Below are 15136 nucleotides of genomic sequence, written 5' to 3'. Positions count from 1 at the left end.
TGTAAAGGCTTTATTATGAATATGAAACGACTGCTTCAAAACAAAATAAAAGTGTTGATTTCTTTGATTATTTTAATCTATTTGGTATTGGGATTTTTTATACTGCCCATGTTAATTCAATCACAAGCCACCTCTTGGGTAAAGAGTAATCTCAATGCAACACTCAAACTCAACAATGTCCGCTTTAATCCATTGCTTTTTAAACTTCAATTAGAAGAACTTACATTGGAACAAAAAGAGAAACCTTTAGTCAGTTTTCAATCACTTGTTGTGGATTTTGATTTGGCACGAACAATCAGCAATCAATATTTGCATTTCAAACTTATACACATACAAAATCCAAAAATTCATCTGGAGATGAACACAAACAAAGAGTTAAACTTCTTAACACTTTTACCTTCTGATAACAAAGAAAAGACTCCCACCAATAAAGAAGAACCATCAAACTACAGTGAACTTTTAAAACTGAAACTGGACAAACTTCAAATTCAAAATGGGTCCATTGCCTTTACTGACAACTCTTTGCAAACGCCTTTTTCAACGACGTTAGATCACTTAAGCTTTGAATTTCGAGATTTAAGTACTTTAGAAAACAGTGTTGCTTCACACTCATTTGATACCGCCATCGATACAAAAAGTCGTCTCAGTTGGAACGGAGGTTTATACTTAAACCCATTTAAAGTCTATGGAAAACTTGATTTAAAAAACTATGCCGTTTCAAATTTTTGGGAAAGCATCAAAACAAATTATGCGTTTGATTTAAATAAAGATTTGACACTCAATGCGCACATTGGTTTTCTGCTTTCACTTGAAAATGGTTTATTTGCCCAAATCAATGACAGTTCTGTTGAATTTAAAAACCTTGCCGTCTACGATAAAAAAACTCAACCACTGCTTGAACTCAAACAACTTGTTTTGGACGATATGAACCTTTCTTATCCTGCAAAAAAAGAGAGAAAATCACTTCAAACCGATTTTACACTTTTAATCAATGAAGGGGAAATAAAAAACAATACAACACTTCTATTTGAACCTTTTGAAGTTGAAAGTCATTATACAGTAACGCAGTTGCCACTTGATATTTTAAACCCTATTCTTTCACAAAATGTTTATCTCAATATCGACTCTGCTTTTGTAAACAGTACGGGTGAAGTAAGCATGAGAAATGACCATACTGTTTTTAACAGCGATACTTCTATTCATAAAATAGAACTATCTAAAAAAAATCAAACTATTATTAAAGCGAGTAGAGTCAACCTTAATGGTATTAAATATGACTCTTTACAGCAACAAGCGAGTGTCAAATCTGTAGAAGTGGTTGATCCTTTTGCATATGTCCATATCAATAAAAAGAGTCAACTGAATTTAGCAACCATTCAAAAAAAAAGTACCTCACAAACAAAAAAGTCAAAAGAAGAGTCAACCAAAGAGACTCTGCACTTATTATTGGGACCATTGAGTGTTAAAAATGGATTCATCACATTTGAAGATGAAACACTGCCCATACCATTTAAAACCAATATTCATAAACTGCAAGGCTATTTCTCAACCTTTAATACCAAAGGAACCAGACCATCACAAATGAGTCTGGAAGGTGTGGTGGGCAAATATGGTCATGTGGCCATCAAAGGACTTACAACACACAATAACATCAAAGATACCACCGAAGTTAAAGTGGGCTTTTCAAATATCTCTATTCATGATTTAACACCTTATTCAGGCAAATTTATTGGCCGAAGTATTGATGAAGGAAAACTCAATGTAGATTTAAACTACATTATTAAAGATTCAAAACTCAATGCTAAAAACAATATTGCCATTGAAAAAATAAAACTGGGTGAAAAAATAGAGAGTAAAGAGGCTGTCAACTTACCATTGGAGCTTGCCATTGCTATTTTAGAAGACTCCAATGGTCTTATTGATATTTCATTGCCGATTAAAGGGGATTTAGATAATCCCCAGTTCAGTATTGCACCGATTGTTTGGAAAGCGTTTACCAACTTAATTTTAAAAGCCATTACCGCACCTTTTTCTCTTCTTGGATCACTGTTTGGTTTTGAAGAGGATGAGATCAATGCAGTGGCTTTTGATTATGGTGCAAGTGCCATCACACCTGTACAAAAAGAGCCTTTGGATAAACTCTTGAAAATTCTTGAATCAAGAAAAAAATTGGCGATCAAACTTTATCCTACCTATGACACAAAAGGCGACTACTACGCTTTACAAGAAGAGATATTGGATACATTGATCAAAAAAGAACTCAAAGATGTCAAAGATGAAAAGTATAAAGAGCGTTATGTTGAGCTTTTAGAAGAACTTTACGAATCCTATGATTTAGACAGCGATGATTTAAAAGAGAGATTTGAAACCAAAGAGAAGTTTGATGCATTGGCTTATGAAGAGGCATTGAAAAATCAACTCATACTTAAACAAACCGTTTCACAAAAGCAGATCAATGCTTTGGCACTCAAAAGAGTCAACAACATCAAAACCTATTTGCTTAAAAACCAAGCACTCAAACCCGAGCAAATTGAGATAGATTCAACATTTAAAACAGAACAGTTTGATAAAAAAACCATCTTAAATATTGAACTGGATACTTCAAAATAGTATTATATTTAATTATAATACTATTTTCGTTAAAAAACTTTTTTCACTCAATACAGCATAATATAACTATAACTTATATTTATATTTATAAAACCTTAAATTTTAAAAGAGTACAATCACAAATCACTTATAAAAGGGAGATTATGAAAAAAATTGCTACTCTTATTATAGTTCTACTTATAGTCACAATTGGACTATCAATATATAAACAGGTAAAAAAAGATTTAAAAATAAAAAGAGTCGAATGCCAAGAAAAAACCATTACTTTTGAAAAACTTTATAAAAAAGAGAGAGTTGATAAAGCAATTCAACTTTTACAAACACACAACTATCTGATCCACACAGATATTGAATACTCAAAACTTATGAAAAGTAATCTGGTGCACCACTTAAATCAACAACAAAATCAAACACTTTTTGAATCCGTATTACTCTCTTATTTAAAAGAAGCTGAACCTTCTAAAGAGAAGTTGGTCATTGATTATTATATTTATGAAAATGACAAAGAGGATAAAGGGAAAAAACAAGATGGTGCAAAAAAATATGCTGGTTATTTGGTGTTTGAATTCAAACTCAATAAACAAGTCATTTACAAAATTCAAACCGATTACATGAAACTTGATGGTTCAGACATATCTGAACGCATGGATTGTGTAATGAAATCATTTACAACATTAAAAGGAGAATAATTGAAACAAAAAGTTTTTAAAGAAAAATACCATATATTTGAGATTGAGTTTTCAAAAAGTGAATTAAACTACACTACTGTTGATGAGATTATTGATGCGTTAAAAAAAAGAATTGATGCCAATGATGTGATTGCTTACATTGCAACATTTAATCAATATGAGCATACAGTTAATATCAAAGGTGAGATTAATCCTATCATTAAAGATGCCAAAAATATTGTATTTTGTTTTGGTAAAGAGATACCCACATCCGAAGTTCTGGCCGTACGACCAAGGTCAATTGGTGTTGTTGAACTTGAAAAAAGTTTTATTGTGAACTTTCTTGAAGCACCTAATGAACAAGCCAATGTTACGATGGAGAATATGATTAAATCACTTAAAGACTAAAAGAGTTTTCTCTCTTAGTCTTTTTTGATGAAATTACAAGAAAAGAGGATATAAATTTTCTTTTTTCTTTAAAGTTTAATCACTTTTGCACCAAATCCACCTTGACTTGGATGTGCGTCTTCATACCCTTTGATTTTAGGGTGTTTATCTAAATATTTCTTTACAGCATATGAGAGTTTTCCTGTACCAATACCGTGATATACAAGCACTTCATCGAAACCCGCAATCAATGAATCAGAGATAAACTTATCTAAGTTTTCAACGGCTTCATCTGCACGTTGTCCATGTAAGTCTAAAGAGATGGTTCCACTTTCTGGTCGTTGTACATTCACAACCACCTTTTGCTTGGCAGCTACTTTGACAAGATTTCCACTTCGTTGAAGATCACTTAAATTGACTTGTACCCGCATCCCTAAGTCATTTTCAATAAAGGCTTTTTTACCTTTAATAGAGAGAATCTCACCTTTAGAGGTTTTATATTTGATTCTGTCCCCTACTTTAAAGCTCTCCACTTCTTGAACTTTTTGAGTTTTAATCTCTTTGACTTTTTTATGTGCTTCATTTAAGTGTTGGTGAGACTCTTTTGAAAGCTTCGCTTTAATTGCTTTTTTAGCCTCTTCTTTGGCATCATAATACTCTTTATGCAGTTTTGACTTCTCAGAATAAATGTGTTCATCCAGCTGCTTTTTTTGCTCTTTAAGGCTCTTTGTCAACCTTTCATACTCTGCAATATCATCATTGAGTTTGGCGATTTTTGTTTTATACTCTCGTTCCAACTCACTGCTTCGTTCAATCAGTTCATTGAGTTTGTCTTTATCTTCTCCATAGACCTTTTTGGCTGTTTTAATCACATTAATAGGAATACCATAACGTCCTGCTGTTTCAAAAGCGTAAGACTTACCAATGGTTCCTTGTAAGAACTCATAAGTAGGTTTTTGATTGGCTTCGTCATAAATAGCGGCCATCAATTCCACATCTTCATTAGCAGCCATGAGTGCGGCCAATCTTTTATGGTGCGTGGTAATGATGATTTTAATATCTTTTTGGATCAACTCTTCAATGATGACTTTAAACAGACTGGCTGCTTCATCTGAATCTGTTCCCAGCTCTATCTCATCCACACCCACAATGACATTTTTGCTGCCAAAGAGTTTTGAAAACTCCACCATTCGTCCTGCAAATGTAGAAATGTCATTTTTGACATTTTGTGGGTCATCAAGAACGGCTAACACATTTTTAAAATGACCAATTATTGAGCTTTTATGGGCTTGATAAGGAATGAGATATTTCGATAAAAGTACCGAAGAGAGAATCGATTTTAACATCATCGTTTTACCTCCAGCATTCACCCCTGTAATCATCACAACTGATTTTGAAAAATCAACCGTAATGGGTTTTGCATCATGCAAAGCAGGGTGTCTGAACTCAACGAGTTTACACTGTTTGCCTTTACTTGGTAAAATAAAGTTTTTATCTGAAATTTTGGCAAAAAAGACGCGTGCTTGGTAGTGATCAAATCGGTCAAACTCTTTATTGATAAACTTTAAAAACATCAAATTTTTCTCAAAATTTGAGCTTATCTCCTTACACAATTGCAGTAAAATCTCTTCTTGTTTGTTTTTAAGATTTGACTCTTTTTGCTTGAGTTCAGAAATATTGTGGGGTAAGATATAGAAAAACCCTGAAGCACTACGATGAACCACAGAAGCTTTAATAACATGATTAAACCCACCACGCACTAATAGCGTCTCTTCTCCATTGACAAAGTGCACTTGAGCATCGACTAAATAAGGCCGAATTTTAGCACTGTTGATCACTTTATACAAGGCTTGTTTAATCGACTCTTTATTGGAATAAAGCGCTTTTTTAATCATATCAAGGTCATCATCGATACCCTCTTTAAGTTCCCCTTTTTTGTTGAAGTAACTTGCAATGTTCTCAATATCATTAGGAATGATGATCTTATCCATCCACTCTTGCAGTTTACTCTCAAAATTAAAGCCTTTTAAATACTCAAAATAGTGAATGATTTTTACAAACTCATAAATATCATCGAGTTTTAAAATCCCTTGCTTTTGAATATGCATCAAAGCACTGTCAAGGTTTTGTGTCTGTAAAGGTTGTTTGATGTTATAAGAAGAGAGCTCTTGTATGAGCTTATAGTGAAGATTGATATCTCCTTCTAACACCACCTCTTTTTTTCGAGCGAAGAGTTTCGTAAACTCTTCAATATAATCAATTAAATCTAATTTTTTAAATATCTCTTGCATGGATTATTCAAATCACCTTATAAATAGTATTGCCAATATAGAAGAGCTACAGCCGTAATAGACAAGATTCCTAAAATATTAAATACAAATCCATATTTGGCCATGTCTTTTACTTTTACCGCACCACTGCTCATAGCAATGGCGTTTGGTGGCGTTGCAATTGGCAACATAAACGCATAACTTGCACAAATGGTTGCAACAAAAATAATCAACGTACCATCAATCTGTGTTGTTTGCGACAGTGAGTAAATGATTGGCAGAGCAATAGAGATTAATGCTGTGTTTGATGTAATCTCTGTTGTAAATGTAATCAATGACGCCACAATTAAAATCAGAACAATAGCAGGAAGGTTTGAAAGACTCAATAAATGATTTGCAATCTCTTCAGCCAAGCCTGTTGCAGAGAATGCTGCAGCAATAGAGAACCCTGCTCCAAATAAGAAGATAATCTCATACGGAATTTTCTTTGTATCATCCCATGATAAAAAACCAATCTTTGGTGCAAACATCAACAAACCATAACTTAACAAAATCCCTTTTTCATTCAAACCTAAACCTGAGTAGTATGGTTCAATTTTAGAGTTCACTAAAAGAAGTACGACCAATGAGCCTAAGATATATAACAATCGTTTCTTCTCTGGGTCGAGTACTCCTCGATCTTCTAACTCATTATCAAGCTTCACATCTGTTAAACCAATGGATAAAACAAAAGGAATCATAATCAACATTGCTATTGCTAATGGCGTTGTCAATAAAATCCACTTAATAAATGGAATGGCTTGCATACCGTGTTGCTCCATAAATCCAAGCAAAATCAAGTTGGGTGGTGTACCAATGGGGGTAACAATACCACCAATACTTGCTCCATACGCTATGACTAAAATCAATCGCACTTTAAACTTTAAATCATCGCTTAAATACATGGCAATTGGAATCAACAACAGTGCCGTTGTAGAGTTGGAGATCAATGAACTTAAAAATGCTGAAGTAATTGCCAGTGAAAACAATATACCTCTTGGAGTACTTGGAAATATGGTCAACAGTTTGTTTGAAATATATTTGTGCAGATTTGTTTTTTGTGTAGCAATGGCAATCATAAAACCACCCAAAAAAAGAAAAATCGTGGATTTTGAGTAGTTAATCGCCGTTGCATTGGTACTTAAAATATCAAATGATGGAAAAAGTACAATAGGAAGCAGTGAAACCACACCCAATGGCAACCCTTCATTGGTCCATAGAACAACCAAAAATACAATCAGTGCCATTAATGTGGCATGCTGCGTGTTAAATGCCAAATGTGCCACGGCAAACATGACTAACGATGAAATGATAGCTATTAATATCTTCTTCACAATCTCCCCTTTTCTACTTACTTTTTAGGCCTAAAAGGTTTTATGACCTCTTCATTACACTCTAAATACGGACCTTCCATCAAATCAATGCAGTATGGAATAGCAGGAAAAACTGCATCCAAACACTCTCTGATAGATTTTGGTTTTCCTGGAAGATTAACAATCAAAGAGCTTCCTCTTAAACCTGCTGTTTGTCGTGATAAAATCGCTGTTGGTACATATTTTAAAGACTCAGCTCGCATCAACTCACCAAAACCAGGCATCATTCTATCACATACATTTTCAGTTGCTTCAGGTGTGACATCTCTTTTTGCAGGACCTGTTCCACCTGTTGTTACTACCAAACAACACTTCTGTTTATCAACCAAGTCAATCAATGTCTCTTCAATCGTAATTTGATCATCTTCAATCACTTTATATACTGGTTCCCAAGCACTCGTTAAATATTCATTTAATGTATCTATAATGGCTTGTCCAGAAAGGTCTTCATAGATCCCTTTACTTGCTCGATCACTGGTTGTGACGATTCCTATCTTTGCTTTTTCATTCATTATTTGTAATCCTTAAAATTTATAAAATATGTCCACACTCTTTTATATAATAGACCGTGGCAAAGGGTGTAAAAAACTCTTTTATATTATTAGCATCAACAATTTTATCTTCACTACCAACATAAACTTCTATTTTTGTCCCTTTGTTACAAAGTGTTTGTACTTTCTTTGTATCCCAAACATAATGCAACAGTTCATCCAACTCTTCATAAGTTCCTTGTCTGAAAAATGGTTCAATATTTTTTGAAGAGGGATAGACCACATTCTTTAAAAAGTTTTGGCAATATCCTTGGGCATCTTTCTTAAAAAACATCAACTGCATGCGTTTAAACTTCTCATCTTTATCTTGAAAAAAAGCGGGAGAAAAAAGTTGCAACACATCGATGCGTTTTGAAGAGTGTAATGCCTCTTCAAAAGCGTTGATGGCACCATAAGAGAAACCAGCAAGAGTAAAATCATTATTGATTAAATATTCATCAAATAGTCCTTGCTCATTTTGTAAACAAAAACCACTGTAATACGTTGTCTTATAACTCATTATCAGTAATGACCTCATTGTGAAGTAAAATATCTTTGAGTCGTACCACATCAGCCGTGTGTTTATAGATTTCACTCTTTAAATCGCTTTTAACGGCCTCAATAAATGCTTGAACATCTTGTTCCATTTTATACTCATCCACCATTACGGAGGCCAACTCATACGCACTGTGTAAATCCTCAGTATGTATGGCATACGCTTCACCTTGTACTACTTCTACTCCAATAGAACCTGCTAAATACTCTTTGATTTGTTGAGTCAATACACTTTTTGAAGGAAAAAGTTCATCGCTTTTTTTAATTCCCTCTTCAAAAAGACGAATGGGTTTTTGAGCAATATACGCCTTACTTGCTTGATACAACGCCAATACCTCTTTTTGTTTACTGTTGAGCAGTTTATGCTCTTTTTTACCAAACTCAACTTTGGTTTTAGCCGTTTCAATGTCTTCTAAAAGAAGAACTTTGTCGCCTCTTTTTATCATATTTAAAAGAGCTTCATTAATCAATGTAGCAATGGCTGCTGAAGAGAAACCAGCTGTATTAAATGCCAACTCTTTGATATCAAGATCATGTTTTTTCTTATGTAAGTAAAGTTCTAAAATCTTCTCTCTGTCTTGGATGTTTGGAAGGTTTAAAAAGACACGTCGGTCAAAACGCCCTGCTCTAAGCAATGCATCATCTAAAACTTCAATTTTATTGGTTGCTGCAATGACAATCACCCCACTCTCACCATCAAATCCATCCATTTGTGTCAAGAGTTCATTGAGTGTTGCTTCTCGTTCATCATTTGAACTGCCACTTCGTTTCTTACCCACCGCATCAATTTCATCAATAAAAACAATCGCAGGAGCACTCGCTTTGGCCTTTGCAAAGAGCTCTTTGACTCTTTTGGCACCCATACCTACATAAATATGTACAAAGCTGGCACCGCTTTGATAGAAAAATGGAACCTTGGCTTCACCCGCAACCGCACGAGCTACAAGTGTTTTCCCAACACCGGGAGGGCCTACAAGCAATACACCTTTAGGCAGTTTCACACCATGTTTGACATATTTTTTAGGAGCATTTAAAAAGTCAACAATCTCTTCAAGCTCCTCTTTAACACTGCTGATACCTGCTACATCTTTAAAGGTGATTTCAGAAGTCATGGCTTCAATACTTGAATCCTCACTGTTTTCTTGAACAGATGTTGTTGCAGAACTTTTTTGAGAAGCTTTTTGTAACTCTTGGGCAAACTTATTTTGAGGAAGAAATTTTTTGATTTTATCTTTATAAAATCGAAGAAAAATAGCAAAGAACAGAAGAATAAAAAGAAAGATGACACCCACATAATAAGAGGTGGAGTTGATACTTGCACTGCTTTTATAAAGCGTGTAAATAAAAAGAGCCAACAAAATAATGGCTGACATACTCATCATCTTTAGATTTTTATCTAAAACCGTTTCATTATCATTTTTTTTATTCGAATTTTGCAACATTACACTCTGCCTTTGCTTCGTAGTTTGTTATTTGAATCCAATCTCCTACTAAATCAGCAGGACTTTCGACTTCGATTTTATTAAAAAATTGATCCAAACCTATTTGCTTGCCATCTTTTTCTTGTTCAATTAACACATCCAATACTTGCTTGTCTTGTCGAAACTTCAAGTTCTTCTCTTCAATAATAGAGACCAACTCATTGTATCGCTCTTTGGCAATGGCACCATTTATTTCTGGTTTCATTGTCGCACTTGGTGTACCATCTCGTTTTGAGTAAGTAAATGCATGCACGTGTGTTAAAGGAAACTTATGTAAATTCTCGATGGCCTCTTTCCATAAAGTTTCCGTCTCACCTGGGTGTCCCACGATAAAATCTGTACCTAAAGCATACCCATTATTGCTTAAAAATTCAAAAAGCTCTAAGTCAGACAAGACTTTGTTTCGTCTGTTCATGATTTCAAGCATCTGTTTGCTGGTATGTTGCAGTGCAATATGCAGATGACGTGCCATCCAAGGTTCGTGAATAATCTCTTTGAACTCATCATCAATTTGTATGGGTTCAACACTTCCTAAACGAACGCGTCGTACACCTTTAGTCATACCAATCTTTTTAAGCAGTTTGGCCAATGAGGTGTGCTGTTTTTTCCCGTAGCTTCCAACGTTGGTTCCTGTAAGAATAAACTCTCCAAAACCGTTTGAAGCTAAAGTCCTGATTTGCTCTAAAATCTTATCCTCTTTATAGCTTCGTGCATCTCCCCTTACATGAGGAATGATACAATAAGAGCATCTGAAATCACACCCCTCTTGGATTTTAATAAACGCCCTGCTTTTACCAATGAACTCTTCAACAATAGTGTCATCAATGTGTTCTAAATCACCTGCGTCAAAAAAACGCTCTTCATTTTTAAGCAGATCATTGATTTTCTCTTTTTCACTGTGTCCAAAAAGCGCATCAATCTTTTGTTCTTTAAAAAGATTCTCCCCTTTTGTCCAAACCCCACACCCCGTAAAGATAACTCTTGGATTATTCGGCAGTTTTTTCAAGCTGTTGATATAGCCTCGGGCTGTGCTGTCTGCACTGTTTGTAACTGTACAAGAGTTTATCACCACAATATTGGCCTCATGTTCATTTTGTGTGACTTCAAAATCTTGTAAGTTACTCATCATGACTTGGGTATCAAACACATTGGTTCGACACCCAAAAGTCTTGAAGTATACTTTTGGTTTATTATTTGAAAAGTTCATTAAGCCTTACCGTAGTGTGACTCTTGTTGAAGGTCTTTAGGCATTTCACGAGGCGTTGATTGAAGATTAATACTTTGCGTAGGGTATGCAATATGAATATCATCCTCTTTCATAAATGCTTCTAATATTTCAGGACTCATAGTACTTCTTAAAGCCAATGCCGCATAAGAATTGGTCAGATACCAAGATGAAATCACAATACCATATGGCTCAACAAAGGTATAGACACGTGGTTCAACTCCAGTTGCACGTAAAGAGTATTTGCTTCTCATTTTACTTAACTGTTTTCTTGTAATATCGGTATACCCTTTTGAGTACTGTTTTAAAATCTCTTTTGCAATGTGTTGCGCTTTTTTATAGTTTGAATCAAACGTAATCGTAATATCAATTCCATCCCACACCGTTCTTAAATCTGCATGCGTATAGTTTGCAATAAGTTCAGAGAAGATATAGTTGTTTGGAATAAAGAAGATTCTTCCTGTACGTCTGTTGGTTGTATAAGAGGTCAAAGTAATATCTTCTCGAATGGTGATTTTAAACAAAGAGATGTCTAAAACATCTCCCACCGCTTGAATACCATCTCGTTGAACTTTGATTCTATCTCCCACATGAATAGATCCTGATGTTACAATCACCATCCATCCAAAAATAGACATAAACCAATCTTTTAAAGCAATTGCGATACCCGCTGATGCAAACCCCAGAATGGTTACAAGATATGAAACGTTATCAATGTATGAGAACAACACCACCATGATGACCAAAAAGACAATCACAAAATTGATGATTTTATTGACCATATAATAGTTTTCATTTTGGAAGAAGTATCGTTTCAATGTTAATTTGATTAAGAAAGAGGCAATCAAAAGCACAAAAACCGTCATAAAAATCTTAACAGATTTCTCAACTTGATTTGAGATTTGACTTTGTATTTCTAAAATTACTTGCTCAATTTTTCTTGAATATACGTTGTTGGTTGTTGATACAATTTCAAGCACCATATTAAAATCTTTCTTTTGTTGCATTAAGAAGTTGATTCTCAGTTGAAGTGCCTCCGTTGGTTCTATCTCATATAATTCAAGATTTAAAAAAATCTTCTTTTCTAAAAGTTCAGTCAACTCTTCAATATCTTCATACAGCTTTTTAAAACGTACTTTGTTGTTTTCAAGTTTTTTAATATCAGAATAGGCATTGATAATTCCAAAAGGATTGGTTACAGGTTCACTTTTTTGAATCTCAGGAGGATTGATCAAATTCCCAATAGGAGAATCTTTATACTCTGCAATGAGTTCAAGCTCATTCTTTTTAATACGAATTTTATTGCTGGTTTGATACTCCAACTCTTTATATTTTTCACCTTTTTTGGTTTCATACTGTTTATATGCCTCTTCAAGTCTAAAAAGTTCATCTGAGATTTGTCGATAAGCAATATAGTTGCTGTATCGTTTAAGTAAAATATTGTCTTCAAGTTTCAGTCGTATCTCATTGATCTGTAGTTTAAGCTCTTGAATTTTTGCACGTTTATCTAACTCTTCTTGCGAAAGTGTCTCTTGAACTTGTTGTGTTGCTGCTTCTTCATTTGTTGCCGTTGCAGGTGATTGCGCCAACAGCAGTTGAGAACAGAATAAAAACATTAAGATTAAATTTTTCAATGTGCAAACCCTTTTAAAACATCCATGACTCTCTCTTTTTCAATCGCATCAGTGATTTCACAATCCCCGATGTGTTTTGGCAAAATAAACTTGATTTTATTATCCATTGATTTTTTATCTAAGAAGAAGTGTTCATAAAAATCTTCCACATCTTTGATTTCATAATCAGTTGGGATATCATACTTTTCAAGCAACGTTTTGATTCTTTGAGCCTCTTGTGCGCTCATCATGCCAACTTTAACTGCCAATTCATTGGCCATGACCATTCCAATCCCAACGGCTTCACCGTGCAAATACGTGCTGTATTTGGTCTCATTTTCAATGACATGCCCAAAAGTGTGCCCATAGTTCAACGCAGCACGAATACCTTTTTCTTTTTCATCTTGTGAAACCACCCATGCTTTTGTCTCAACCGATTTTGCAATGGCCGTTTTGATGTTCTCTTCAGAGTTTAAATCATTTTGCTCTAACCACTCAAAGAAATCTTTATTAAAGGTAACGGCCATCTTAACAATCTCTGCCACACCTGCAGCAAACTCTCTTTTTGGAAGTGTACTTAAAAAGTATGGATCAATATTGACTTCAATGGGTTGATGAAATGCGCCAATAAGGTTTTTACCAAACTTATTGTTCACGCCTGTTTTTCCACCCACACTCGCATCCACTTGCGAAAGCAGTGTGGTAGGAATTTGCATAAAATCAATTCCTCTTTGGTACATTGATGCTGCAAAACCGGTCATGTCACCAATCACGCCACCACCAAAGGCAATCAAAACAGACTTTCTGTCCAGTCGTTTTTCAAAACAGTGTGTCAAAATCATATCGATGGTTTCCATGTTTTTATACTCTTCCCCATCAGGAACAGTGACGACACTCACCTCTTTTGCTTGGATGTGTTGCATCACATAATCTAAATGTAACGCACTGATGGTTGGGTTTGTTACCACAACAACTTTGGTATCAAGTTTAATCTGTTTTAAACTCTCAATATTAATATCGTATTTCGTATTATCGGGTAATTCTATCTTTACGGTCATAAATCTGGTCCAATATATCTTATAATTTGTTTGAATAAGTAGATATTATATCGCAAAATTACTAAATCTTGATATACCTTTATATTTTCAAAGACTTGACAAAATAACAAAAATATCATATAATCTCTATAATTTATTACTTTTAGTAATATAAAATAGCAAAAAAGGACACAAAATATGGCAAAAGAACTTAAGAAAAAAGTTGTAAAAAAAGTTGCTGCAAAGACAGTTAAGAAAGCGGTTGCAAAAAAAGATGTTAAGAAAAAAGACTCTAAAGATGTAACTAAAAAAGTAACTAAATTAGTATTAAAGAAAAAACCAGCGAAGAAAAAAGTAGCTAAAAAAGTAGCTAAAAAAGCAGTTAAAAAAGCAGTTAAAAAAGCAGTTAAAAAAGTAGCTTAACAAAAAAGAAGTAGATTCCTACTTCTTTATTTACAAAGGAGTAAATCATGTCATGCAGAACAATGGTACTGATGCGTTATGCACTATCAGATAACAACAAAGAAAAACACAAAAGCTGTGACGACAAAACTTTTAAAGAGACGTTACAAACATTTTTAAAAAAGTTTAAAGAGTTCAAACTCTTTTAATTAATGACCATTTAAATAGCTTGCCGTAAACTATTTAAATGGTTGTTTTCAAACTCATAATCAAACTCTTGATTGAACTCATAGTCATAAATAGAGACTTTCTCCTTTTGACTTCACCTTGAAAATGAAAAAACCTCCCATAATCATACCCTTTTAAAAGTGTGACCCAAAATACTGAGTTCTACAAAGTGTTGTCCTGTAACATTAAAGAGTTCATAACTATTGTTATAGCTATCTCCTAAGTGTTTACAACAATTCTCTTTATCTTCTATTTCTACTTTAAAACTACCAACCACACCATTTAACGCTATACTTTTTTTCAGTGCAATCGTATATATCAAAAAGCTCTTTGTTAAGGACAATTCTTCCAGCCGTATATGCAATATAAGCTCTTACATTTGGTTTTATTTTTTTCCTATGTTACGCTTATATCATTTTACTCCTTTTTTATCACGAAAAAGTTTTTTTGATAATTTTTTAAAATATATTATGAAAATGATTTGTACGGATATTTTAATATTTATTTAGAACAGAAGAAAAAGAGATTTATAAAGGGAATCAATTTTAAGAAAAATCACAAAACAGTTGGCGACCCCAGTATGATTCGAACATACGTTTTCAGGAGGAAATCCTGACGTCCTTGGCCTCTAGACGACGGGGTCAAATGTAGAGTCGCCATTATAATCAAATTATTTTTTAGGACAGCTTAAAAATTAAAAGAGAGGTGTTCCTCTCTT

Annotated in this window: 14 protein-coding genes and 1 tRNA gene; 5 read left to right on the top strand and 10 right to left on the bottom strand. The window is 34.1% G+C overall.

The genetic code is table 11. From position 1 onward, the window contains the following. The first annotated feature begins 15 nt into the window (after positions 1 to 15). The 3 genes from CRV04_RS12195 (at position 16) to CRV04_RS12185 (ending at position 3686) form a co-directional block, all read left to right on the top strand. Positions 16 to 2610, top strand: coding sequence for a DUF748 domain-containing protein (locus CRV04_RS12195; RefSeq protein ID WP_128997137.1), 2595 nt, complete (start codon positions 16 to 18; stop codon positions 2608 to 2610). A 143-nt stretch (positions 2611 to 2753) separates the two neighbouring features. Continuing rightward, on the top strand, positions 2754 to 3299 hold the full coding sequence (locus CRV04_RS12190; protein ID WP_228126556.1) for a hypothetical protein: 546 nt from the start codon (positions 2754 to 2756) through the stop codon (positions 3297 to 3299). Continuing rightward, the gene (locus tag CRV04_RS12185; RefSeq protein ID WP_128997136.1) at positions 3300 to 3686 is read left to right on the top strand and encodes a DUF6858 family protein; all 387 of its coding nucleotides are present in this window, start codon (positions 3300 to 3302) and stop codon (positions 3684 to 3686) included. It abuts the gene before it with no gap. 68 nt (positions 3687 to 3754) lie between these two features. On the opposite strand, the gene CRV04_RS12180 is transcribed toward CRV04_RS12185, so the two are convergent. From CRV04_RS12180 to aroB, 8 genes are read right to left on the bottom strand one after another with little or no spacing between them, the layout of a single operon-like run. Then, the gene (locus tag CRV04_RS12180; RefSeq protein ID WP_128997135.1) at positions 3755 to 5956 is read right to left on the bottom strand and encodes an endonuclease MutS2; all 2202 of its coding nucleotides are present in this window, start codon (positions 5954 to 5956) and stop codon (positions 3755 to 3757) included. Positions 5957 to 5973: 17 nt separating this feature from the next. Beyond that, complete coding sequence (locus CRV04_RS12175; RefSeq protein WP_128997134.1) at positions 5974 to 7308, bottom strand: SLC13 family permease; 1335 nt, start codon at positions 7306 to 7308, stop codon at positions 5974 to 5976. Between the two features lie 17 nt (positions 7309 to 7325). Then, entirely contained in the window at positions 7326 to 7859 is a 534-nt protein-coding gene (mog, locus tag CRV04_RS12170; protein WP_128997133.1) for a molybdopterin adenylyltransferase, read from the bottom strand. 19 nt (positions 7860 to 7878) lie between these two features. Beyond that, positions 7879 to 8397, bottom strand: a complete 519-nt coding sequence (gene bioV, locus CRV04_RS12165; RefSeq protein WP_128997132.1) for a pimelyl-ACP methyl ester esterase BioV — start codon at positions 8395 to 8397, stop codon at positions 7879 to 7881. After that, the gene (locus CRV04_RS12160; RefSeq protein WP_128997131.1) at positions 8387 to 9874 is read right to left on the bottom strand and encodes an AAA family ATPase; all 1488 of its coding nucleotides are present in this window, start codon (positions 9872 to 9874) and stop codon (positions 8387 to 8389) included. The genes bioV and CRV04_RS12160 overlap by 11 nt, the downstream gene beginning before the upstream one ends. Further along, entirely contained in the window at positions 9855 to 11120 is a 1266-nt protein-coding gene (mtaB, locus tag CRV04_RS12155) for a tRNA (N(6)-L-threonylcarbamoyladenosine(37)-C(2))-methylthiotransferase MtaB (protein ID WP_128997130.1), read from the bottom strand. Before mtaB ends, CRV04_RS12160 begins: the two co-directional genes overlap by 20 nt. Then, positions 11120 to 12772: a mechanosensitive ion channel family protein gene (locus CRV04_RS12150; protein WP_228126555.1), complete on the bottom strand. Its 1653-nt coding sequence runs from the start codon at positions 12770 to 12772 to the stop codon at positions 11120 to 11122. Before CRV04_RS12150 ends, mtaB begins: the two co-directional genes overlap by 1 nt. Continuing rightward, the gene (aroB, locus tag CRV04_RS12145; protein ID WP_128997129.1) at positions 12769 to 13809 is read right to left on the bottom strand and encodes a 3-dehydroquinate synthase; all 1041 of its coding nucleotides are present in this window, start codon (positions 13807 to 13809) and stop codon (positions 12769 to 12771) included. Before aroB ends, CRV04_RS12150 begins: the two co-directional genes overlap by 4 nt. Before the next feature lie 177 nt (positions 13810 to 13986). Here aroB and CRV04_RS12140 point away from each other — a divergent pair, with 177 nt between their 5' ends. Beyond that, a complete protein-coding gene (locus CRV04_RS12140; protein WP_128997128.1) occupies positions 13987 to 14211 on the top strand; it encodes a hypothetical protein in 225 nt (74 codons plus the stop codon). Positions 14212 to 14258: 47 nt separating this feature from the next. Beyond that, positions 14259 to 14399 carry a hypothetical protein gene (locus tag CRV04_RS12905; RefSeq protein WP_164969167.1) on the top strand — a complete coding sequence of 47 codons (141 nt, stop codon included), beginning with the start codon at positions 14259 to 14261 and terminating at the stop codon, positions 14397 to 14399. A 143-nt stretch (positions 14400 to 14542) separates the two neighbouring features. Here the strand turns inward: CRV04_RS12905 and CRV04_RS12135 are convergent, their stop codons facing one another. Further along, a complete protein-coding gene (locus tag CRV04_RS12135; RefSeq protein WP_128997127.1) occupies positions 14543 to 14740 on the bottom strand; it encodes a hypothetical protein in 198 nt (65 codons plus the stop codon). 245 nt (positions 14741 to 14985) lie between these two features. After that, positions 14986 to 15061: transfer RNA gene (locus CRV04_RS12900), tRNA-Glu, on the bottom strand. Between the last annotated feature and the right edge of the window lie 75 nt (positions 15062 to 15136).

It is taken from the genome of Candidatus Marinarcus aquaticus (genome assembly GCF_004116335.1).
GTDB classification, from domain to species: Bacteria; Campylobacterota; Campylobacteria; order Campylobacterales; family Arcobacteraceae; genus Marinarcus; species Marinarcus aquaticus.
This window is presented reverse-complemented; position numbering and strand designations above follow the sequence as displayed.

Coding starts and splice junctions, on each gene's coding strand:
- aroB (WP_128997129.1), bottom strand. CDS start 13,809: ATGACCGTAAAGATAGAATTACCCGATAATACGAAATACGATATTAAT.
- mog (WP_128997133.1), bottom strand. CDS start 7,859: ATGAATGAAAAAGCAAAGATAGGAATCGTCACAACCAGTGATCGAGCA.
- CRV04_RS12905 (WP_164969167.1), top strand. CDS start 14,259: ATGTCATGCAGAACAATGGTACTGATGCGTTATGCACTATCAGATAAC.
- CRV04_RS12195 (WP_128997137.1), top strand. CDS start 16: ATGAATATGAAACGACTGCTTCAAAACAAAATAAAAGTGTTGATTTCT.
- CRV04_RS12180 (WP_128997135.1), bottom strand. CDS start 5,956: ATGCAAGAGATATTTAAAAAATTAGATTTAATTGATTATATTGAAGAG.
- mtaB (WP_128997130.1), bottom strand. CDS start 11,120: ATGAACTTTTCAAATAATAAACCAAAAGTATACTTCAAGACTTTTGGG.
- CRV04_RS12140 (WP_128997128.1), top strand. CDS start 13,987: ATGGCAAAAGAACTTAAGAAAAAAGTTGTAAAAAAAGTTGCTGCAAAG.
- CRV04_RS12160 (WP_128997131.1), bottom strand. CDS start 9,874: ATGTTGCAAAATTCGAATAAAAAAAATGATAATGAAACGGTTTTAGAT.
- CRV04_RS12190 (WP_228126556.1), top strand. CDS start 2,754: ATGAAAAAAATTGCTACTCTTATTATAGTTCTACTTATAGTCACAATT.
- bioV (WP_128997132.1), bottom strand. CDS start 8,397: ATGAGTTATAAGACAACGTATTACAGTGGTTTTTGTTTACAAAATGAG.